Origin of the sequence: Kitasatospora sp. NPDC101235, from assembly GCF_044767505.1 — a bacterium.
GTDB lineage: Bacteria > Actinomycetota > Actinomycetes > Streptomycetales > Streptomycetaceae > Kitasatospora.
Genome location: NZ_JBIWNZ010000003.1, coordinates 381,875 through 401,955 on the forward strand (window position 1 = coordinate 381,875; position 20,081 = coordinate 401,955).

14 protein-coding genes are annotated in these 20,081 nt (G+C 71.5%); 9 read left to right on the top strand and 5 right to left on the bottom strand.

The window, feature by feature from the left end; all coding sequences use genetic code 11:
• The first annotated feature begins 117 nt into the window (after positions 1-117).
• From ACIRRH_RS07925 to ACIRRH_RS07945, 5 genes are all read left to right on the top strand, one after another.
• A complete protein-coding gene (locus ACIRRH_RS07925; protein ID WP_363380547.1) occupies positions 118-555 on the top strand; it encodes a BlaI/MecI/CopY family transcriptional regulator in 438 nt (145 codons plus the stop codon).
• Between the two features lie 10 nt (positions 556-565).
• Complete coding sequence (locus ACIRRH_RS07930; RefSeq protein WP_403063244.1) at positions 566-1,102, top strand: amino-acid N-acetyltransferase; 537 nt, start codon at positions 566-568, stop codon at positions 1,100-1,102.
• Positions 1,103-1,193: 91 nt separating this feature from the next.
• Entirely contained in the window at positions 1,194-1,547 is a 354-nt protein-coding gene (locus ACIRRH_RS07935; RefSeq protein WP_363380541.1) for an Lsr2 family protein, read from the top strand.
• 649 nt (positions 1,548-2,196) lie between these two features.
• Positions 2,197-4,716: an ATP-dependent Clp protease ATP-binding subunit gene (locus ACIRRH_RS07940; protein WP_224282154.1), complete on the top strand. Its 2,520-nt coding sequence runs from the start codon at positions 2,197-2,199 to the stop codon at positions 4,714-4,716.
• A 343-nt stretch (positions 4,717-5,059) separates the two neighbouring features.
• Positions 5,060-7,405: an immune inhibitor A domain-containing protein gene (locus ACIRRH_RS07945; protein ID WP_403063248.1), complete on the top strand. Its 2,346-nt coding sequence runs from the start codon at positions 5,060-5,062 to the stop codon at positions 7,403-7,405.
• A gap of 97 nt (positions 7,406-7,502) precedes the next feature.
• Here the strand turns inward: ACIRRH_RS07945 and ACIRRH_RS07950 are convergent, their stop codons facing one another.
• Positions 7,503-8,693, bottom strand: a complete 1,191-nt coding sequence (locus tag ACIRRH_RS07950) for a threonine aldolase family protein (protein WP_403063251.1) — start codon at positions 8,691-8,693, stop codon at positions 7,503-7,505.
• Between the two features lie 356 nt (positions 8,694-9,049).
• Between ACIRRH_RS07950 and ACIRRH_RS07955 the strand changes: the two genes are divergently transcribed.
• Complete coding sequence (locus ACIRRH_RS07955; protein ID WP_403063254.1) at positions 9,050-9,970, top strand: M23 family metallopeptidase; 921 nt, start codon at positions 9,050-9,052, stop codon at positions 9,968-9,970.
• A gap of 14 nt (positions 9,971-9,984) precedes the next feature.
• Here ACIRRH_RS07955 and ACIRRH_RS07960 read toward each other — a convergent pair whose 3' ends face one another.
• On the bottom strand, positions 9,985-10,629 hold the full coding sequence (locus tag ACIRRH_RS07960) for a TetR/AcrR family transcriptional regulator (RefSeq protein WP_403063257.1): 645 nt from the start codon (positions 10,627-10,629) through the stop codon (positions 9,985-9,987).
• A gap of 222 nt (positions 10,630-10,851) precedes the next feature.
• Between ACIRRH_RS07960 and ACIRRH_RS07965 the strand changes: the two genes are divergently transcribed.
• Positions 10,852-12,447, top strand: coding sequence for an MDR family MFS transporter (locus tag ACIRRH_RS07965; RefSeq protein ID WP_403063260.1), 1,596 nt, complete (start codon positions 10,852-10,854; stop codon positions 12,445-12,447).
• Positions 12,448-12,523: 76 nt separating this feature from the next.
• Here the strand turns inward: ACIRRH_RS07965 and ACIRRH_RS07970 are convergent, their stop codons facing one another.
• Entirely contained in the window at positions 12,524-13,444 is a 921-nt protein-coding gene (locus tag ACIRRH_RS07970; RefSeq protein ID WP_403063262.1) for an A/G-specific adenine glycosylase, read from the bottom strand.
• Between the two features lie 193 nt (positions 13,445-13,637).
• Here ACIRRH_RS07970 and ACIRRH_RS07975 point away from each other — a divergent pair, with 193 nt between their 5' ends.
• Complete coding sequence (locus ACIRRH_RS07975; RefSeq protein ID WP_403063265.1) at positions 13,638-14,498, top strand: hypothetical protein; 861 nt, start codon at positions 13,638-13,640, stop codon at positions 14,496-14,498.
• 187 nt (positions 14,499-14,685) lie between these two features.
• On the opposite strand, the gene disA is transcribed toward ACIRRH_RS07975, so the two are convergent.
• Complete coding sequence (disA, locus tag ACIRRH_RS07980; protein ID WP_363381248.1) at positions 14,686-15,744, bottom strand: DNA integrity scanning diadenylate cyclase DisA; 1,059 nt, start codon at positions 15,742-15,744, stop codon at positions 14,686-14,688.
• Positions 15,745-15,938: 194 nt separating this feature from the next.
• Positions 15,939-17,462 (bottom strand): DNA repair protein RadA, encoded by a 1,524-nt coding sequence (gene radA / locus ACIRRH_RS07985; protein WP_403063268.1) that lies wholly within the window; start codon positions 17,460-17,462, stop codon positions 15,939-15,941.
• Positions 17,463-17,753: 291 nt separating this feature from the next.
• Here radA and ACIRRH_RS07990 point away from each other — a divergent pair, with 291 nt between their 5' ends.
• Complete coding sequence (locus ACIRRH_RS07990; protein WP_403063271.1) at positions 17,754-19,640, top strand: sigma-70 family RNA polymerase sigma factor; 1,887 nt, start codon at positions 17,754-17,756, stop codon at positions 19,638-19,640.
• Positions 19,641-20,081: the final 441 nt, after the last annotated feature.

The following is a 20,081-nucleotide window of genomic DNA, read 5'->3' on the forward strand; positions in this document are numbered from 1 at the left end:
CCGTCAGCCGCCCCGGACGACCGGCGCGCCGCCATTCCCGATTCCCGGGGGTGGCGGCGCGCCGGTTTGGCGCACTTCACAAGATTTGCCCCATTCACTCCCTATCCTGGCCGCACTATGGTCCGGCAACTCGGCGAACTTGAGAACGCCATCATGACCCGGGTGTGGCAGTGGAACCGACCGGTCACGGTTCGCGAGGTTCTCCTGGATCTGCGGTCGGAACGCGAAATCGCGTACACCACGGTGATGACCGTCCTGGACAAGCTCCACAGAAAGGGCTGGCTGCGCCGCGAGCGGGTCGGCCGGGCCTATCGATATGAACCGGTCTCCTCGCGTGAGGCGTACACGGCGGCCCTGATGAACGACGCCTGGGCCACCAGTGACAATCCGGCGGCGGCCCTGGTGCACTTCTTCGGCCTGATGTCGCCCGAGCAACGCGAAGCGCTCCGGGACGCCTTGCGGGTGGCCGCACTGTTCCCGTCCGATCCGACCGGCGCGGATTCCGCGGACGACGGACCGGATACCGGTGGGACGGAACCGGGAGCGGCGCGATAACGTCCCGACCATGGAGGTCACCATCCGCCGGGCGCGGACCACGGACGTGCGGGCAGTACGCAGGCTCATCGACACCTACTCGCGCGACGGCATTCTGCTGGACAAGCCCACAGTCACACTGTTCGAATCCGTCCAGGAGTTCTGGGTCGCGGAACGCGACGACAACGGCGTGGTGGTGGCCTGCGGCGCACTGCACGTGATGTGGGAGGACCTCGCCGAGGTCCGCACGCTCGCGGTGGATCCGGTCGTCCGGGGCTCCGGGATCGGGCACCTGCTGCTGGAGAAGCTGGTGCAGACGGCACGCTGGCTGGGCGTCCGTCGGATTTTCTGCTTGACGTTCGAGGTCGCGTTCTTCGCGAAACACGGTTTCGTCGAGATCGGCGAGCTCCAGGAAACCGATGATGGTACGACAGACCCGGCGGCGATCGCTACGGATGTCTATGAAGAACTCCTCCGCTCGTACGATGAAGGCGTCGCCGAGTTCCTCGACCTGGAGCGGGTGAAGCCCAACACACTGGGCAACTCGCGCATGCTGCTGCACCTCTGAGCCGCTCCACCCGGGTCAAGGGTTTGTGTTTTCCGGAGAAAGGCGCTTTCCTTTCCTTAGGCAATGGGTCGTTTAGCGGAAAGGGAAGCCCGTGGCACAGAGGGTGCAGGTCATTCTTGAAGACGATCTCGACGGCGGTTCGGCGGACGAGACGGTGACGTTCGCCCTCGACGGCGTTGCCTACGAGATCGACCTGAAGAGCGCCAACGCGGACAAGCTCCGCGGTCTGCTGGCGCCGTACGTGGAGAAGGGCCGCAAGCAGAGCGGCCGGCTCGCCGGTGCCCGTCGTCCGGGCCGCGGCGGTGCTGCGCGTCCGTCCGGCGGCGGTGCGCCCGACACCGCCAAGATCCGCGCGTGGGCCAAGGAGCAGGGCCTGGAGGTCAACGACCGCGGCCGGGTTCCGAGCAACGTGCGCGAGGCCTACGAGAAGGCCAACGCGTCCTGATCCCGGCGCCGCAGGCCCGCCGGAGCGGGTGCGGGGCCCCGGCGGCCGAAGGCGGCGCCGCCATCACACGCACGGGGCGCGGAGGGTCTCCTCCGCGCCCCGCGGCGCGTGCCCGGACGGCCGCGCCACCACCGGTTCCGGGGGCCCTGCCGGGCGCGGGCTCGGGCGGCGGAACAATCACGGTCTGTGCAACGCTGTAGGAGCGAAGCGGTAGCGCGGACACCACCGGGACGGCGTACCCGGCCCCCGGCCGCCGTCGAACCACCGTCGCCGCGGCCGGACTTCTCGCCAGGCGAACACCGCCACCGCGGAAACTGCGCGAGAACCGTCCCGATACCGGGTATGAATGCAGGTGGACGGGTTCTTCGGTCCGTCCAGGGGCAGTATGGGCGACCGGACGGACGGTTCCGGCCGCGCCCCGGCGGCACGTGTTCGCCGATGGCGTAGCGGAATCCGGTGCATCCGGCCCACCTGTGGGAACACCGTTTCCCAGCATCAGGTTGGGATTGGTGTCGGCTGGTCGCGCAGCATCTCGCTCCTCTACCGGGGAGTGAATCCGTGGGCCGCGCCGCTGAGCGGGACTAGCATGCGGAAGGACAGGGCGGGGACGGACCCCGAACTGCCCGACCGCTCTGAGGAGCGATAAACGATGTTCGAGAGGTTCACCGACCGCGCGCGGCGGGTTGTCGTCCTGGCTCAGGAAGAAGCCCGGATGCTCAACCACAACTACATCGGCACCGAGCACATCCTCCTGGGTCTGATCCACGAGGGCGAGGGCGTCGCCGCCAAGGCCCTGGAGAGCCTCGGGATTTCTCTTGAGGCCGTTCGCCAGCAGGTCGAGGAGATCATCGGCCAGGGCCAGCAGGCCCCGTCCGGCCACATTCCCTTCACCCCCCGGGCGAAGAAGGTCCTGGAGCTGTCGCTCCGCGAGGCCCTCCAGCTCGGCCACAACTACATCGGCACCGAGCACATCCTGCTCGGCCTGATCCGCGAGGGCGAGGGCGTCGCCGCCCAGGTCCTGGTGAAGCTGGGCGCCGACCTCAACCGGGTGCGCCAGCAGGTCATCCAGCTGCTCTCCGGCTACCAGACCGGCGGCGGCAAGGAGTCGGCCACGGCCGGCGGGCCCGCCGAGGGCACCCCGTCGACCTCCCTGGTCCTGGACCAGTTCGGCCGCAACCTCACCCAGGCCGCCCGCGAGGCCAAGCTCGACCCGGTCATCGGGCGCGAGAAGGAGATCGAGCGGGTCATGCAGGTGCTGTCCCGCCGCACCAAGAACAACCCGGTGCTGATCGGTGAGCCCGGTGTCGGCAAGACCGCCGTGGTCGAGGGCCTGGCCCAGGCGATCGTCAAGGGCGAGGTCCCGGAGACGCTCAAGGACAAGCAGCTCTACACGCTGGACCTGGGCGCCCTGGTGGCCGGCTCGCGCTACCGCGGTGACTTCGAGGAGCGCCTGAAGAAGGTGCTCAAGGAGATCCGCACCCGCGGCGACATCATCCTGTTCATCGACGAGCTGCACACCCTGGTCGGCGCGGGCGCCGCCGAGGGCGCCATCGACGCCGCCAGCATCCTCAAGCCGATGCTGGCCCGCGGCGAGCTGCAGACCATCGGTGCCACCACCCTGGACGAGTACCGCAAGCACCTGGAGAAGGACGCCGCGCTGGAGCGCCGCTTCCAGCCGATCCAGGTCGCCGAGCCCTCCCTGCCCCACACCATCGAGATCCTCAAGGGTCTGCGCGACCGCTACGAGGCCCACCACCGGGTCTCCATCACGGACTCCGCCCTGGTCGCCGCCGCCACCCTGGCCGACCGGTACATCTCGGACCGCTTCCTGCCGGACAAGGCGATCGACCTGATCGACGAGGCCGGCTCCCGGATGCGCATCCGCCGGATGACCGCGCCGCCGGACCTGCGCGAGTTCGACGAGAAGATCGCCGACGTGCGCCGCGAGAAGGAGAGCGCGATCGACGCGCAGGACTTCGAGAAGGCCGCGTCCCTGCGCGACGACGAGAAGCAGCTCCTGCAGGCCAAGGCCAAGCGCGAGAAGGAGTGGAAGGCCGGCGACATGGACGTCGTCGCGGAGGTCAACGAGGAGCTCATCGCCGAGGTCCTGGCCACCGCCACCGGCATCCCGGTCTTCAAGCTGACCGAGGAGGAGACGTCCCGCCTGCTGCGCATGGAGGACGAGCTGCACAAGCGCGTCATCGGCCAGAAGGACGCCATCAAGGCGCTCTCCCAGGCCATCCGGCGCACCCGTGCGGGCCTCAAGGACCCGAAGCGCCCCGGCGGTTCGTTCATCTTCGCCGGCCCGTCCGGTGTCGGTAAGACCGAGCTGTCCAAGACGCTGGCGGAGTTCCTGTTCGGCGACGAGGACGCGCTGATCGCGCTCGACATGTCCGAGTTCTCCGAGAAGCACACCGTCTCCCGGCTGTTCGGCTCCCCGCCCGGCTACGTGGGCTACGAGGAGGGCGGCCAGCTGACCGAGAAGGTCCGCCGCAAGCCGTTCTCGGTCGTCCTCTTCGACGAGGTCGAGAAGGCCCACCCGGACATCTTCAACTCGCTGCTGCAGATCCTGGAGGACGGTCGCCTGACCGACTCCCAGGGCCGCGTGGTGGACTTCAAGAACACCGTCATCATCATGACGACCAACCTCGGCACCCGGGACATCTCGAAGGGCTTCAACCTCGGCTTCGCGGCCGCGGGTGACACCCAGACCGGGTACGAGCGGATGAAGGCGAAGGTCGGCGAGGAGCTCAAGCAGCACTTCCGCCCCGAGTTCCTGAACCGTGTCGACGACATCGTGGTGTTCCACCAGCTGTCCGAGGACGACATCATCCAGATCGTCGACCTCATGATCGCCAAGGTGGACGAGCGGCTCAAGGACAAGGACATGGGCCTGGAGCTCAGCGTCGAGGCCAAGAAGCTGCTGGCCAAGCGCGGCTACGACCCGATCCTGGGTGCCCGTCCGCTGCGCCGCACCATCCAGCGCGACATCGAGGACCACCTCTCGGAGAAGATCCTCTTCGGCGAGCTGCGGGCCGGCCACATCGTCGTCGTCGACGTCGAGGGCGAGGGCAAGGACGCCAAGTTCACCTTCCGCGGCGAGGAGAAGTCGGCCGTCGCGGACACCCCGGCCGCGGTCGCCTCGTCCGGTCCGGACCTGACGAAGTAACCCAACTTTTAACAGACAACTTCACAGCCATCGAGCCCCCGGCGTTCACGCCGGGGGCTCGGTGCGTTCCGTCCCGGGCGGGCCGGCAGCGTGGCGGAGCGGGGCGGCTGGCTCCCGTGCTGGCTGGTGCGGGTGCGCTCGGTTTCTCAGCAAGCTTTAACGAACATCCGGTTGACACAGGGTCAGATTATGGGAAGTCGCGGAGCATAGCGCCGTGACCATGTCACGGTCAAGGTCTATCTTTTCTGTGCACGCTTGTATCAAATGACGTCCACCTGTCTTTCATTTTGGTTTGCCGGGCTTTGGCCAGAAGCTGGCCCCGGTCGGGGAGGACGTCACAACGTTGAAGAACACCAGGAGAACCGCTGCGGCTGCCACGGCCGCAGCGGTCATAGTCACGCTCGGCGCGGGCCTGTTCCCGGGCACCGCCGTCGCCGCCGGCTCGGCCCCGGTCCCGAAGGACCCGGCCGACGCCGTCCAGAACACCGAGCACAACCTTCCGGGCCCGCTGACCGCGAAGGTGGAGGCGGAGCAGAAGGCCGCCACCGAGAAGCTGCTCAACGGCACCGCCCAGGTCGAGCAGCACAACGGCAGCACCAGCGTGAAGCTCGGCAAGGACAAGTACGTCGAGCTCGCCCGCGAGCGCACGGACAAGATCTTCACCATCCTGGTCGACTTCGGTGACCAGGTGGACAACACCACCAAGACGCCGGACGGCAAGGTCAAGTACGGCGGCGAGGCCGGCCCGAAGCACAACGAGATCGAGAAGCCGGACCCGGCCACCAACAACTCGACCGCCTGGCAGGCCGACTACAACCAGCAGCACTTCCAGGACCTGTACTTCTCCAAGGACAAGCCCTCGCTGAAGACCTACTACGAGAAGCAGTCCTCGGGCCGCTACTCGGTCGACGGCGTGGTCTCGGACTGGGTCCGGGTGCCGTGGAACGAGGCCCGTTACGGCTCCGACTACTGCGGCTCCAACGTCTGCGCCAGCGCCCAGGACCTGATCCGCGACGCCGTGGACATCTGGTACAAGGACCAGCTGGCCAAGGGTCAGACCGAGGCGCAGATCAAGGCGACCCTGGCCCAGTACGACCAGTGGGACCGCTACGGCTCGCACCACGACGGGAACTTCAACCAGCCCGACGGGTACATCGACCACTTCCAGATCGTGCACGCCGGTGAGGACAAGTCGGCCGGTGGCGGCAAGCAGGGCAGCAAGGCCCTGTGGGCGCACCGCTCGTACGTCTACGGCAACCTGCAGGGCAAGGCCGGCCCCGAGGGCAACAAGCTCGGTGGCGTCCAGGTCGGCAACAGCGGCCTGTGGATCGGCGACTACACGATGCAGCCGGAGAACGGCGGCCTCGGCGTCTTCGCCCACGAGTACGGCCACGACCTCGGTCTGCCGGACCTCTACGACACCGCTGGCAAGGGCATCGACAACTCGGTCGGCTTCTGGTCGCTGATGTCCTCCGGTTCCTGGCTCGGCGAGGGCAAGAACAGCATCGGCGACATGCCGAACGACCTCGACGCCTGGAGCAAGTACAAGCTGGGCTGGCTGAAGGCCGACCGCGCCAAGGCGGGCACCGAGTCGACCCACCACATCGGCCCGGCGGAGTACAACAGCAACCTGCCGCAGGGTCTGATCGTCGACCTGCCGAAGAAGAGCATCACCACCGAGATCAACAAGCCGTTCGGCGGCACCGGTGAGTGGTGGAGCGGCAGCGCCGACAACCTGAACGTCACGCTCACCCGCGACATCGACCTGACCGGCAAGACCAAGGCCAGCATCAACGCCAAGGCCTGGTACGAGCTGGAGCAGGACTTCGACTACGCGTTCGGCGAGGTCTCCACCGACGGCGGCAAGACCTGGACCGTCATCGACGGCACCTGGAACGGCACCGCGCTGCCCCGCGAGAACGACCGCCCGGCCCTCAGCGGCCAGGTGGCCGCCTGGGGCGACCTGTCCTTCAACCTGGACGCCTACGCGGGCAAGCAGATCAAGTTCCGCTACCACAACACCACCGACGGCGGCCTGCACTTCCGCGGCCTGACGCTGGACAACATCACGGTCGTCGCCGACGGCGCCACCGTGTTCAGCGACGACGTCGAGAACGGTGACAACGGCTGGGTGGCCGACGGGTTCTCCCGCTTCGGCGGCTCGTACTCCAAGGACTACGCGCAGTACTACATCGCGGAGAACCGGCAGTACGTGTCCTTCGACCAGACCCTGAAGACCGGCCCGTACAACTTCGGCTTCGCCGACAAGCCGAACTGGGTCGAGCACTTCTCGTACCAGCCCGGCCTGCTGATCTGGTACTGGGACGAGTCGCAGACCGACAACAACGTCAGCGCCCACCCGGGCCAGGGCCTGATCCTGCCGGTCGACTCGCACCCGACCCCGCTGAAGTGGAACGACGGCACCCTGATGCGTCCGCGCATGCAGGGCTTCGACTCCACCTTCGGCTCCCGCCGCGTCCCGGCGCTGACCCTGCACAAGGCCGGCGCCGAGACCGTCATCCCGAAGGCCAAGGGCGTCGACGAGTTCAACGACCTGAAGTCGTGGTGGAGCAAGGACAACCAGTACAGCGGTGTCAACGTCCCGAAGACCGGGACCAGCATCGAGGTCGAGAACGAGTCCTCGAACTACCTGGAGACCTGGATCCGGGTCCGCCCGGTCGACAACTGATCGTCACCCCGGTAGCGATCGGCCTGTGACCAGGCAGCTCTGACAACTCCACGTCCGGCCCGTCCCCGCAACGCGCGGGGGCGGGCCGGACGCTTTGTCAGGACCGGTCGGCCGGTAACCGGTCCAGGAAGGCGGCGGCGGCCACCGCGACGTCGGCGCCGGTCCAGTCGAGGGCGGCCGCGGCGACCGTGACCTCGGTCATCGAGAGCCCCGGCGGCCCGCACTCGCGCCAGGCACCGAACAGCCCGATCCCGGTCTCCTCGGCCAGCCCCAGCCCGGCCTCCTCCAACTCCCCGGCCGGGTACGGCAGCCAGAGCTGGAACTGGTGGGTGTGCGGCGGGGCCGGGTGCACCCGGGCGCCGGGGACGGCGGCGAACGCCCGGGCCAGCGCCCCGGCGACCGTCCCGGCGTGCGCCACGTACCCGGCCAGCCGCGGCAGTTCGCGCTCCAGCCCGGCCAGCGCGGCCAGCGCGAACGGCCACTGCTGGTAGAGCTGCCCGCCGTAGCGGTGCCGCCAGGCCCGGGCGGTGCGGACGAAGCCGCCCGGGCCGGCCAGCGCGGCGCCGCTGATCCCGCCGAGCGTCTTGTAGAAGGAGACGTAGACCGAGTCGGCCAGGCCGGCGACCTCCGGCAGCGGCCGGCCGAGGGCGACGGCGGACTCCCAGATCCGGGCGCCGTCCAGGTGCAGCGCCGCACCGTGCTCCCCGCGCACCACCGCGGCCAGCTCCACCAGCTCCGCCCAGCCGGGCAGCACGAACCCGGCGTCGCGCAGCGGCAGCTCCAGGCTCAGCGCGGCGTACGGCTCGTCCAGGGCGCGCAGCTCCTCGGCGGTGGGCTGGCGGGGCGCGGTGGTCGGCCAGAGGCTGCGCAGGCCGGACAGGACGGCGAGCACGTGCCGCTCGTGCCGGTCGGTGTGGGCCAGCGGGTGGGTGACCACGGTGCGCGGCCCCGCGGCCTCGGCGTGGATCCGCAGGGCGATCTGCTGGGCCATCGTGCCGGTCGGGAAGAAGGCCGCGTCCTCGGTGCCGAGCAGCTCGGCGACCCGGCGCTCCAGGGTGCGGACCACACCGTCGCCGTACTGGTCCGGGCGGCCGTCCAGGTCGGCGGCGCCGTGCGGACCGGGGGCGGCGCCCGGCAGCGTGCCTGCCAGGTCGGCGAGGCGTTCACGGATGCTCTGCGGCCGGACGCCGGACAGCAGTCGCTCGCAGCCGCGCAGGGCGGCGAAGCGGCGGTCCGGCAGGCTCGGGCGGTCACTGGCGTCGGGGTCTTCGCTCCTGTTGCCATACATGGCTCGATGGTCCCGCAGCGGGCCGGACCGGTCAGCGGTGCGGACGGAAAGCGGTCCGAGCCCGCAAACCCCGGCCGCGCGTGGTGCTGGTCACAGGCCTCCGGCCCGGTACGACCGGCGGTAGTAGCCGGGGCGGCGGAATCGGCGGGCGCCCCGAGCGGCCGTGGACGACCGGATCCCGTGGTCGCTACTCCGCCGGTTCGAATCTCCGGCGCCACGCTGACTACACGCCGTAGTACGTCACCCCGTTTGGGACTCCGCTCGGTGACCGTTAAACCTGAGTGGTCCCCCGCTCAGCACGCGCCCGAACGGGCCCTCCGTGCTGCCCTCGTACGACCCGTGAGGTACGGCAAGCGATGTCCACCGTCCCGCCCGTGGGGCCGGCCCTGCGCCGGCTCACCGCCCTCGCGGCGGCCCAGGCCGCGGCCTGGCAGCCCAGGATCGGCCACGCCGTCCGTACCCACGTCGCTCCGCTGCGCGCCCTCGGCTCGCCCCGGCACACCACCCTGCCCGGCAGCCGGCAGCGGGCCGAGCACGACCACGCGCTGGTGTCCGCCGGAAGCGTCGCCGCGCTGCTCGCCGGGGTGCTGCTGGCGGCCACCCCGGGCACGGCCTCGGCGCAGACCGTGCGGCCCACCACGCCGGGCAGCTCGGCCTTCACCGTGCCGCAGGCGCAGGTACCGAGTGCGGGGCTGGTCCAGGTGGCCGGCCCCAGCCCGTACAAGCTGCCCGACGACGGCGACTCGGCGCAGCAGTTCGTGGCGGTGGCGGCCAACCTGCTGCCGCTCGGACCGCCGGCGCCGCAGCCGGAGCCGGAGCCCGCCGCCGGGCCGGCCCCCGAGCCCGAACCCGGGCCGGCGCCGGCTCCCGGGTGGTCGGCGCCGGTGCCGAACGCACCGACCAGCAACCCGTACGGGAAGGCCGACCGCGGCTACGCGGCCGGCTACCACACCGGGGTGGACTTCGCGGTCTCCCCGGGCACGCCGCTGCTGGCGGTCGGCGACGCGACCGTGGTGTCGGCCGGCTGGGACGGCGCGTACGGCAAGGAGGTCGTGCTGCGGCTGGCGGACGGGCACTTCGCGCAGTACGCCCACATGTCCTCGCTCGCCGTCCCGGCGGGCCGGCGGGTGTCGGCGGGCGAGCGGATCGGGCTGTCCGGGAGCACCGGCAACTCGACCGGCCCGCACCTGCACTTCGAGATCCGCACCAGCAACCGCTACGGCGCGGTGGTCGACCCGATCGCCTACCTCGCGGGGCACGGCGTCACGGACTTCTGAGCCGTCCGGCGCCCTCAGGTCCCGGCGGGGGCGGGGGCCGGGGCGGGGTGGCTGATCCCGGCGCCGATCTCCAGTGCGATGTCCCGGGCCGCCCCGATCGCCGCGTCCAGGTCGGCGGCGGGCAGCTGCTCGCCCCACACGTTCCGGGCGTGACCGCAGTCCGCGTTGTCCTGCTTGAGCAGGAACAGCGACGAGTGGACGGTGAACAGCGCCATCGCGGCCCGCAGCCGGTCGTGGAAGTCCGCTTCCGGCCCGTGCACCAGCTGCATCATGGTGATCATCCGGTCCTTGAAGGCCAGCCCGGCCGGGGACTCGCGCAGCGCGGGCTGGTTCTCGTGGAAGAAGCGCAGCAGCGGGGCCCGCTCGGCCATCCCATCCGCGAAGCGGCGGATCAGCTCGTCGCGCATCTCCGGGCTCCAGGCCTGCTTGCGGCCCCACGCGATGGTCTCGTCGATCGGCGCGGCCATCCGCTCGACGATGCCCAGGACGATGTCGTCCTTGGTCTTGAAGTGGTAGTACAGCGCGGCCTTGGTGACGCCCAGGCGGTCGGCGATCTCGCGCAGTGAGGTCTGCTCGTAGCCCTGCTCGGCGAAGAGCTCCAGTGACACCTCGATGATGCGAGCCCGGGTGTCACTGCGGGGGCTGTGCGGAGTGCCCATGGCCTGCCTCATGACTGCGTCGGTGTAATGCGGACCCCGGGAGGTGGTGTCCGCCCCGGGCTCATTCTCCCTGCCCAGGCGGCCGGCTGGGAAACTAGCTTGACGACCGGCTAGGAAACAACTTACCGTGCCGACGGTCGATAAACTAGCCGGGCGACAAGTAAGTGATCCGCCGCACGGCACGACGCCCCGTCCGAACCACCCTCCGGGAGACCCCACCTCATGTCACAGTCCAAGCCCGCCGGCCCGGTACCGGAGGACAAGACGGCCGAGGAGGAGAAACCGCGGTCACCGCGCGAGATCCGCCTCGTGATGGTCGGCCTGGTCGTCACCATGCTGCTGGCCATGCTCGACAACCTGATCGTCGGCACCGCGATGCCGACCATCGTCGGCGATCTCGGCGGCGCCGAGCACCTGTCCTGGGTGGTCACCTCGTACACCCTGGCCACCGCCGCCTCCACCCCGATCTGGGGCAAGCTCGGCGACATGTACGGCCGCAAGGGCGCCTTCCTCACCTCGATCGTGATCTTCCTGGTGGGCTCGGCGCTGTCCGGCCTGTCGCAGAACATGAACGAGCTGATCGGCTTCCGCGCCGTCCAGGGCCTGGGCGCCGGCGGTCTGATGGTCGGCGTCATGTCGATCATGGGTGCGCTCGTCCCGCCGCGCGACCGCGGCAAGTACCAGGGCATGTTCGCTGCGGTGATGGCCCTCGCCACCATCGGCGGCCCGCTGGTCGGCGGCTTCATCACCGACCACCTGAGCTGGCACTGGACCTTCTACATCAACCTGCCGCTCGGCGTGGTCGCGCTCGCCGTGGTCGTCGTCACCCTGAAGCTGCCGAAGGTCCGCAGCACCGCCAAGATCGACTACCTGGGCGCCGTCCTGCTCACCGTCGGCATCACCTCACTGGTGCTGATCACCACCTGGGGCGGCCAGCAGTACGCCTGGGGCTCCAAGGAGATCCTCGGCCTGGCCGCGCTCGCCGCCGCCTCGCTGATCGCCTTCTGCTACGTGGAGCAGCGGGTCGAGGAGCCGATGCTCCCGCTGAGCCTGTTCCGCAACCTGAACTTCACCCTGGTCTCGATCATCGGCTTCATCGTCGGCTTCGTGATGTTCGGCTCGACCGTCTTCCTGCCGCTCTATCAGCAGATCGTCCAGGGCGCCTCGGCCACCAACTCCGGGCTGCTGCTGATGCCGATGATGTTCGGCATGCTGGTGATCTCGCTGGTGGTCGGCCAGGCCGTCACCAAGACCGGCAAGTACCGGATCTACCCGATCATCGGCACCCTCGTGATGACCGCCGGCCTGATCCTGCTCTCCACCATGGGCACCGGCACCAGCAGCTTCACCTCCGCCTGCTGGATGATCGTGCTGGGCGCCGGCATGGGCTTCCTGATGCAGATCACCATGCTGGTCGCGCAGAACAGCGTCGAGCTCAAGGACATGGGCGTGGCCAGCTCCACCGCCACCCTGTTCCGCACCATCGGCGGTTCCTTCGGTGTCGCGCTGTTCGGCGCCCTGTTCAACAACCGGGTGACCGACACCATGAAGGAGCGGCTCGGCGAGCAAGCCGTCGCCGGCGGTGGCGTACAGGACCCGGGCCAGATGAGCCCGGCCGCGCTGCGCCAGCTGGACCCGGCCATCCAGGACGCCTACCACCACGCGGTGTCCAACGGCATGCACACCGTCTTCCTGTGGGGCGCCGGCGTGGCCGTGATCGCGATCGCCGCGGCGGTGTTCCTGCGCGAGGTGCCGCTGCGCGGGACCGGCAAGAGCGAGAAGCCGGCCGAGGCCTCGCTGGAGGCGGCGGCCGTCTGACGGTCCCGCCCCGTACGGCGCCCCCGGGAGGTTCGTCCTTCCGGGGGCGCCGTCGTTCACTGTCGTTCACCGTCGTTCACTGGGGCAGGCGGTAGACGCCCTGCTCGACCGGCTCGACCAGGCCGTCCGCCACCAGGCCGTCCAGCGCCCGGGCCCGTTGCACCGCGTCCGGCCAGACCGCGTCCAGCCGGGCCTGCGGCACCGTCCCGTGCGCCTCGCGCAGCACCGCGAGCAGCTTCCCGCGCACCTGGCGGTCCGTCCCCTCGTAGGACTGGCCGCGCCGGGCCGGGCCCTCGTACGGCGGGCGGCCGGCCCGCTGCCAGGCGCAGGCGGTGAACAGCGGGCAGTCCCCGCACTCCGGGCCGCGCGCGGTACAGACCAGCGCGCCCAGCTCCATCACGCCGACCGCCCAGGTGGCGGCCGTCTCGGCGTCGTCCGGCAGCAGCGCGGTGGCGGTGCGGCGCTCGGCGGCGGTGGTGGCCTGGGCCGGGTACTCGACGCCGGTCACCGCACGGGCGAAGACCCGGCGGACGTTGGTGTCCAGCACGACGTGCCGCTGGCGGAAGGCGAAGGAGGCGACGGCGGCGGCGGTGTACTCCCCCACCCCGGGCAGCGAGAGCAGGGTGGCGTGGTCGTCCGGGACCTCGCCGCCGTGCTCCTCGGTGATCGCCACCGCGGCCGCGTGCAGGCGCAGCGCCCGGCGCGGGTAGCCCAGCCGGCCCCACATCCGGACCGCCTCGCCCGGCGCGTCGGCGGCGAGGTCGGCCGGGGTCGGCCAGCGGGTGAGCCAGGCCTCCCAGGCGGGCAGCACGCGCTTGACCGGGGTCTGCTGGAGCATGAACTCGCTCACCATGACCGCCCAGGGCGTCGCGTCGGGGGCCCGCCAGGGCAGGTCCCGCTTACTCGCCTCGTACCAGTCCAGGACGGTCGAGTGGAACAGCGGCAGGGGCATCGGCGGCCGGGAGGCGGCAGTGGCGGTGGCGGTGATGGCAGTCATGGCCCTTCGATCCTCCCACGCCCGCCGACCGTGCCGAAGTGGAGCAGAGCACTCCGGATACCCCCGGGGGCCTCGCGAAAATCGTCCGGTTGGGGCTCGCTCGAACGGATCAAATGGCGGATCATGTGAAGGAAGGGGCGACTGTGCGGTGTTGGTGAGTCAATCGCCACACACAGTCTCGTAGAGTTTGATCGTGCCTTCTCTGCGTCAACCCGTCGGACCACTGCCGGCCTCGATCTACTGGCGTCGGCGCGTCGTCGTGCTCGTCGCCGTCGCGGCGGTGGTCGCCCTGATCGCCTGGCTGATGATCGATCAGGGCGGAGGCGGTGACGGCGGCTCACAGGGCAAGGCCGCGCAGGCCGTTCCGTCCCAGGACCAGACCCCGGCCCAGGCCATCACGCCCGGCGCCTCCCCGAGCGGCCCCGCGGCGCGCCCGGGCGGTGGCGGCACCGGGGGCGGCCCGGTGGCGGGCGGCGGCGGCACCGAGGTCAACCTCAGCGGCGGCACCGGCGCCGGCGGCGCCAACCCGGCCCCCGGGGGCGGCGCCGCGCCCGCGACCGGTGGCGGCACGGGTGGCGGTACGGGCGGCTCCGGCGGTGCCGGCGGCGGCGCTCCGGCGGTGAACACCCCCGAGATCATGGCGCTGCCGGTCTGCGCCTCCTCGCAGGTCGCCCTGGAGCTGGCCGGCACCCAGAACTCGTACCAGCCCAAGGACAAGCCCCGGCTGGCCCTGACCGTCAAGAACTCCTCCGGCGCCAACTGCCGGGTGGACCTGGGCCGTACCGCCTCCGTGATCACGGTGAGCGGCAGCAACAACGACCGGGTCTGGTCCTCCGGCGACTGCCCGGCCGACAAGGGCGGCATCTGGGTGCAGCTCGGCGCGAACGGCAGCCAGACCGAGACCTTCACCTGGGACCGCAGCCGCAGCAAGCCGCAGTGCGCGACCGCCGACCAGACGCCGCCGGCGAGCGGCACCTACGTGGTCCTCGCGGAACTCACCGGGCTCTCCGGGGACAAGGTCTCGGCGCGGGCCTCGATCCGCCTGGACAGCTGAGAACCGGTCAACTTCCACCGGAGCCCCCGGCCGCACGGCCGGGGGCTCCGTCGTGTCCGGGCGCGGGTACGGGCCCGGGCGCGGGTACGGGCCCGGGGCGCGGTACGGACGTGCGACGGCCCCCGGGAGGCGTTCGCTCCCCGGGGGCCGTCGCCGTGTTCGGGCATCCGTACGGCTGCGCGTCCGGTCAGACGTAGCGCTCCAGGATGGACGATTCGGCAAGGCGGGACAGGCCCTCGCGGACCGAGCGGGCACGGGTCTCACCGACGCCCTCGACGGTCTGCAGGTCGTCGATGCTCGCGGCGAGCAGCTTCTGGAGGCCGCCGAAGTGCTCGACCAGGCGCTCTATGACCGTGTTGGGAAGGCGCGGGATCTTCGCCAGCAGGCGGTAGCCACGCGGCGAGACGGCGGAGTCCAGCGACTCCGGCGAGCCCGAGTAGCCGAGCGCCTTGGCGACGGTCTGGAGGTCCAGCAGCTCGGCGTGGGTGAGCGCCTCCAGGTCGGCCAGCACCTCGGTGACCGTCCGGCCCTTCTTGGCCGCCCGCTCCGGGAAGTAGTCCCGGGCGACCAGCTCGCGCTCCGGCTCCACGCCCGCGATCAGCTCGTCCAGCTGGAGCGAGAGCAGCCGGCCGTCGATGCCGAGCTCCAGCACGTAGCCGGCGATCTCGGTGGCGATCAGCCGGACCATCTCCAGGCGCTGGGCCACGGCGGTGACGTCCCGGACCGTCACCAGGTCCTCGATCTCCAGCGCGGAGAGCGTGCCGGCCACCTCGTCCAGGCGCAGCTTGTAGCGCTCCAGGGTGGCCAGCGCCTGGTTGGCGCGGGACAGGACGGTGGTGGAGTCCTCCAGCACCCGGCGGGTGCCGTTGACGTACATCGCGATCAGCCGCATCGAGTGCGAGACCGCGACCACCGGGTAGCCGGTCTGCCGGTTGACCCGCTCGGCGGTGCGGTGGCGGGTACCGGTCTCGTCGGTGGGGATGGTCGAGTCCGGCATCAGGTGCACGCCGGCCCGGACGATCTTGGTGATGTCCTTGTCGAGCACCACAGCGCCGTCGAGCTTGCACAGCTCGCGCAGCCGGGTGGCGCTGAACTCGACGTCCAGGACGAAGCCGCCGGTGCACACGGACTCGACGGTCTTGTCGAAGCCCAGCACGATCAGACCGCCGGTGTTGGCCCGCAGGACCCGCTCCAGGCCGTCACGAAGCGCGGTACCGGGCGCGATGGCGGTGAGGGAGGCCCGCAGCAGGGCCTCCTCGCGGGAGGCCTTGTCCGCCCCCCGGTCGCTGGCTGCCACGTGACTCCTCCGGTCGACCCCGTGCCTCGCGCCGTGCGCCGGTCCGCGGTCTGTTGCTCTGTCGCTCAGTACCGCTCGGTACTGCCTTCTGGCCAATGAGACTGGGGAAAGTCTAACTGTGCGTGGCTTCGGCAGGGCTTGGGTCAGCGCAGTTCGTCGGAGTCGAGCGGCTCCCAGCCGTCCATCAGCTCCTCGGGGTACGCCGCCGGGCGGTCCGCGGCCCGGGCGGAGCGCGGGGCCGGCGGCGCCGACGGTGCCTCACCGCGGGGCTCGGTGCGCGGCTTGGCGGCGGAGCGGCGGCGGCCCGGGATGGCCCGCAGCGCCTCGCCGATGTCGGCCACCTCGACCACCTTCATGCCCGGCGGCACCTTGCCCGGGTCCGGCGGGACCAGGGCGTGGGTGAAGCCCAGCCGGTGCGCCTCGGCGAGCCGACGCTGCACGCCCGTCACCCGCCGCACCTCGCCCGCCAGGCCGACCTCGCCGATCGCCACCAGGTTGCTGGGCAGCGGGGTGTCGGTGGAGGAGCTGGCCACCGCGAGCGCCACCGCGAGGTCGGCGGAGGGCTCGGTCAGCTTCACCCCGCCGACCGTCGCGGTGTAGATGTCCTGCTTGCCGAGCTTCACCCCGCCGTGCCGCTCGACCACGGCCAGGATCATCGCGATCCGGGGGGACTCCAGACCCGAGGTGGTGCGGCGTGGGGAGGGGATCTGCGAATCCACCATCAGCGCCTGCACCTCGGCCACCAGCGGGCGCTTGCCCTCCAGCGTGACGGTGAGGCAGGTGCCCGGGACGGGCTTGTCACGCCTGGTCAGGAAGAGGCCGGACGGGTCGGCCAGGCCGACGATGCCCTCGTCGTGCAGCTCGAAGCAGCCCACCTCGTCGGTGGCGCCGTAGCGGTTCTTGACCCCGCGGATGAGCCGCAGCCGGGCGTGCCGGTCCCCCTCGAAACTCAGCACCACGTCCACCAGGTGCTCCAGCAGTCGCGGGCCGGCGATCTGGCCGTCCTTGGTGACGTGGCCGACCAGCAGGGTCGCCATGCCGCGCTCCTTGGAGGCCCGGATCAGCGCGCCCGCCACCTCGCGGACCTGGGCCGGGCCGCCGGGGGCGCCGTCCAGCTCGGCCGAGGCGATGGTCTGCACCGAGTCCAGGATCAGCAGGCCGGGGTTGACCGCCTCGATGTGGCCCAGCACCGCGCCGAGGTCCTGCTCGGCGGCGAGGTAGAGGTGCTCCGAGAGGGCGTTGATCCGGTCCGCGCGCAGCCGGACCTGGCCGGCCGACTCCTCGCCGGTGACGTAGAGCGTGCGGTGCTGCGCGGTGGCCGCCTTGGCGGCGACGTCCAGCAGCAGGGTGGACTTGCCGACGCCGGGCTCGCCGGCCAGCAGCACCACCGCGCCGGGCACCAGGCCTCCGCCGAGCACCCGGTCCAGCTCCGGCACGCCCGTCGAGCGGGCCGTCGCGACCTGGCCGTCCACCTGGGCGATCGGGCGGGCGGGCGCGCTGACCGGGCCGGCGGCCGTGGTGCGGATCGGCACCGCGCCGTACTCCTCGACCGTGCCCCAGGCGTTGCACTCCGGGCAGCGGCCGACCCACTTGGGCAGCTGGTTGCCGCACTCGGTGCAGCGGTACGCCGGGCGGGGCTTGGCGGTGGTCTTGGAACGCGGAGGCATGCGGCCCACCGTAGCGCCTGGGTGTGACAACGACGGCCCGCCCGCGGGCTCGCCCCGCGTCCACACAGATGGGCGATGTTGTTACCCGAAAGAAGTACATACGCGGCGAACGGCCGGGGTCAGCCGTGCACGGTCCCTACCGTCGGACGGGTGACAACGAGAACTGTTGGGCCGACCGGGGCGGGCGGGCCGGGTGAACCGACCGGGCCAGGTGAACCGACCAGGCCGGGTGAACCGACCAGGCCGGGTGAACCGACCAGGCCGGGTGAACCGAAGGCCGCCGCCGCGCTCGTGGCGTACGACCGGCAGGTGGACGGCCTGTTCACCTACTGCCTCTCGGTGCTCTGCGAGCACGACGCCGCCGCCGACGCCCTGGGCGAGGTCCGCGAGCTGGCGCGGCGGCACGGCGCCCGGCTGGCCGAGCCCGGGCTGCTGCGCGCCTGGCTGTTCTCACTGGCCCGGTACTGCTGCCTGCGCCGGCTCGCGGGCGGCGGCCACGGCGTGACCGGTACCGGGTCCGGGCGGGCGCCCGGGGCCGAACCGGGCGAGGCCGAGGCGGCCCGGCGGCGGCGCGAGCTGTCCTCGCTCGCCTGGCCGGAGGCGGCCGGCACCGACCCTGAGCAGCGCGAGGCGCTGGAGCTGTCCGTCCGGCACCGGCTGACCCCGCTGGAGGTGGCGGCGGTGCTGGACCTGCCGTTCGAGCGGACCCGCGCGCTGCTCGCCGGGGCCGAGGCCGAAGTGGCCCGGACCAGGGCGGCGCTGCTGGTGCTCGGCGTGGGCAGCTGCCCGGAGCTGGACCGGCTCGGCGGGGCCGGGACGGAGTCCTGGCGGGACTGGGTGCTCGGCCCGGCGCTGCGGCGGGAGCTGGTGCAGCACGTGGTGGACTGCCCGACCTGCCGGGGGACGGCGGAGCGGGTGGCCGCGAGCGAGGCGGCGGAGGGTGCGGCGGGGCTGTCGGGGCTGGCGCTGCTGCGGGCTCCGGTGGACCTCCCCGGAGCCGCCGCGGTCACCGGCGCGGCGGCTGCTCCGGCGGCGACGGCTCGGGTGGTGGCTGCTCCGGCGGCGACAGCTCGGGCGGTGGCTGCTCGGGCGGTGGCTGCTCGGGTGGTGGAACCGGGGCTGCGGTTCGACCAGGGCGGCTTCCCCCGGCACCGGGCGCCGGATGCGGGGCGCGGGCTGGCGGTGCGCCGGCGGGTGGTCACCACCGGGGTGCTCGCGGCCGTACTGGCGGCGCCGGTGATCGCGCTCTGGGCCGGACACCGGGGCGGTGGCGGGTCGGGGCCGGCTGCCTCGGTGTCGACGGTGCGGGTGGACGAGGCCGGAACGCCGACCGGGCAGCGGCCTCGGCCCGCGGTGGACGGCCCGGCGGGGCCGGGTGCGCCCGGTCTGCCCGGTCTGCCCGGGATGGAGCTCGCGGGGGCCGCGACCGGGATGGTCGCAGGCGGTACCGGTGTGGACGGCGCCGGTGTGGGCGATGCAGAAACGTTGCTTCCGGGTTTTCCGCGACTCATCTTCGAGGGCGCGGTGATCCCGGTCCCGGCCCACGGCGCAACCCCGCTCAGTAGCCCGACCCTGGTCGCCGCACCGGCCCCGGCGGTCGACCGCACCTCCGCAACGGGCACGGGCGAACCGGCCCCCGCCGGACTGCTCACCGTCGAGGCCGGCGAGTACGGCAGCCGGACCGTCCTCACCCTCACCAACTCCGATACCACGGAGATCCGTTGGCGCGCGGTGGCGGACGCCGGCTGGCTCCGGCTCAGCCGTGACTCCGGCACCCTGGCGCCCGGCCAGCGGATCACCGTGATCGTCACGGTGGACGAGGACCAGGCACCGGCCACGCACTGGACCGCCCGGATCGCGCTGCCTCCCTCGCAGGCGGTGGTCACCCTGGAGGGCGGTCCGCACAACCGAGGTGGGTCCGCCTCCTCCCCGGCCGAGCCGCCGCCGCCATCGACGCCGTCATCGGCGTCGCCCTCCACGCCGGTGCCGACCGGTTCCGCCACCACCTCGCCCACGGCGGCACCCACCGTGTCCGGCTCGCCCACGTCGCCCCCGTCGCCGTCCGGCCCGCCGACGGGCTCCCCGTCCCCCTCGGGCACGGCCACCGCGGCGCCGCCCGGCCCGGACACCTCGCCGCATCCGACGGGCACGGCAACGACCTCCCCATCGAGGCGGTAGCAGCGGGTACAACGCGCCGGACGTGGTCGGCGGCGCACAGGAAGTCGGTCGGGCCGACTTCTCGTGCACGGCAAGCTCGGGCATCGACCGAATATGTAGACCGACCGCCATATTCCCGCCGCAACCTCAACGAAGGGCGCGTGGGAAGTCGACCCCGCCGACTTCCCACGCACAGCAGAAGCCGAGCCCGGGCACATATGTAGACCGACCGTCATATTCCTGGCGAAGAGCCCGACGCGCGAGAAGTCGACCCAGCCGACTTCTCACGCACGGCAAGCTCGGGCACCGGCCGACTATGTAGACCGACCGCCATATTCCCGCCACAACCTCAACGAAGGGCGCGTAAGAAGTCGACCCCGCCGACTTCCCACGCACAGCAGAAGCCGAGCCCGGGCACATATGTAGACCGACCGTCATATTCCTGGCGAAGAGCCCGACGCG

What these genes read in the sequence shown, in the direction of transcription:
- radA (WP_403063268.1), bottom strand. Translation starts at nt 17,462, where the DNA reads ATGCCTCCGCGTTCCAAGACCACCGCCAAGCCCCGCCCGGCGTACCGC.
- ACIRRH_RS07940 (WP_224282154.1), top strand. Translation starts at nt 2,197, where the DNA reads ATGTTCGAGAGGTTCACCGACCGCGCGCGGCGGGTTGTCGTCCTGGCT.
- ACIRRH_RS07965 (WP_403063260.1), top strand. Translation starts at nt 10,852, where the DNA reads ATGTCACAGTCCAAGCCCGCCGGCCCGGTACCGGAGGACAAGACGGCC.
- ACIRRH_RS07950 (WP_403063251.1), bottom strand. Translation starts at nt 8,693, where the DNA reads ATGTATGGCAACAGGAGCGAAGACCCCGACGCCAGTGACCGCCCGAGC.
- ACIRRH_RS07960 (WP_403063257.1), bottom strand. Translation starts at nt 10,629, where the DNA reads ATGGGCACTCCGCACAGCCCCCGCAGTGACACCCGGGCTCGCATCATC.
- ACIRRH_RS07925 (WP_363380547.1), top strand. Translation starts at nt 118, where the DNA reads ATGGTCCGGCAACTCGGCGAACTTGAGAACGCCATCATGACCCGGGTG.
- ACIRRH_RS07930 (WP_403063244.1), top strand. Translation starts at nt 566, where the DNA reads ATGGAGGTCACCATCCGCCGGGCGCGGACCACGGACGTGCGGGCAGTA.
- ACIRRH_RS07970 (WP_403063262.1), bottom strand. Translation starts at nt 13,444, where the DNA reads ATGACTGCCATCACCGCCACCGCCACTGCCGCCTCCCGGCCGCCGATG.
- ACIRRH_RS07955 (WP_403063254.1), top strand. Translation starts at nt 9,050, where the DNA reads ATGTCCACCGTCCCGCCCGTGGGGCCGGCCCTGCGCCGGCTCACCGCC.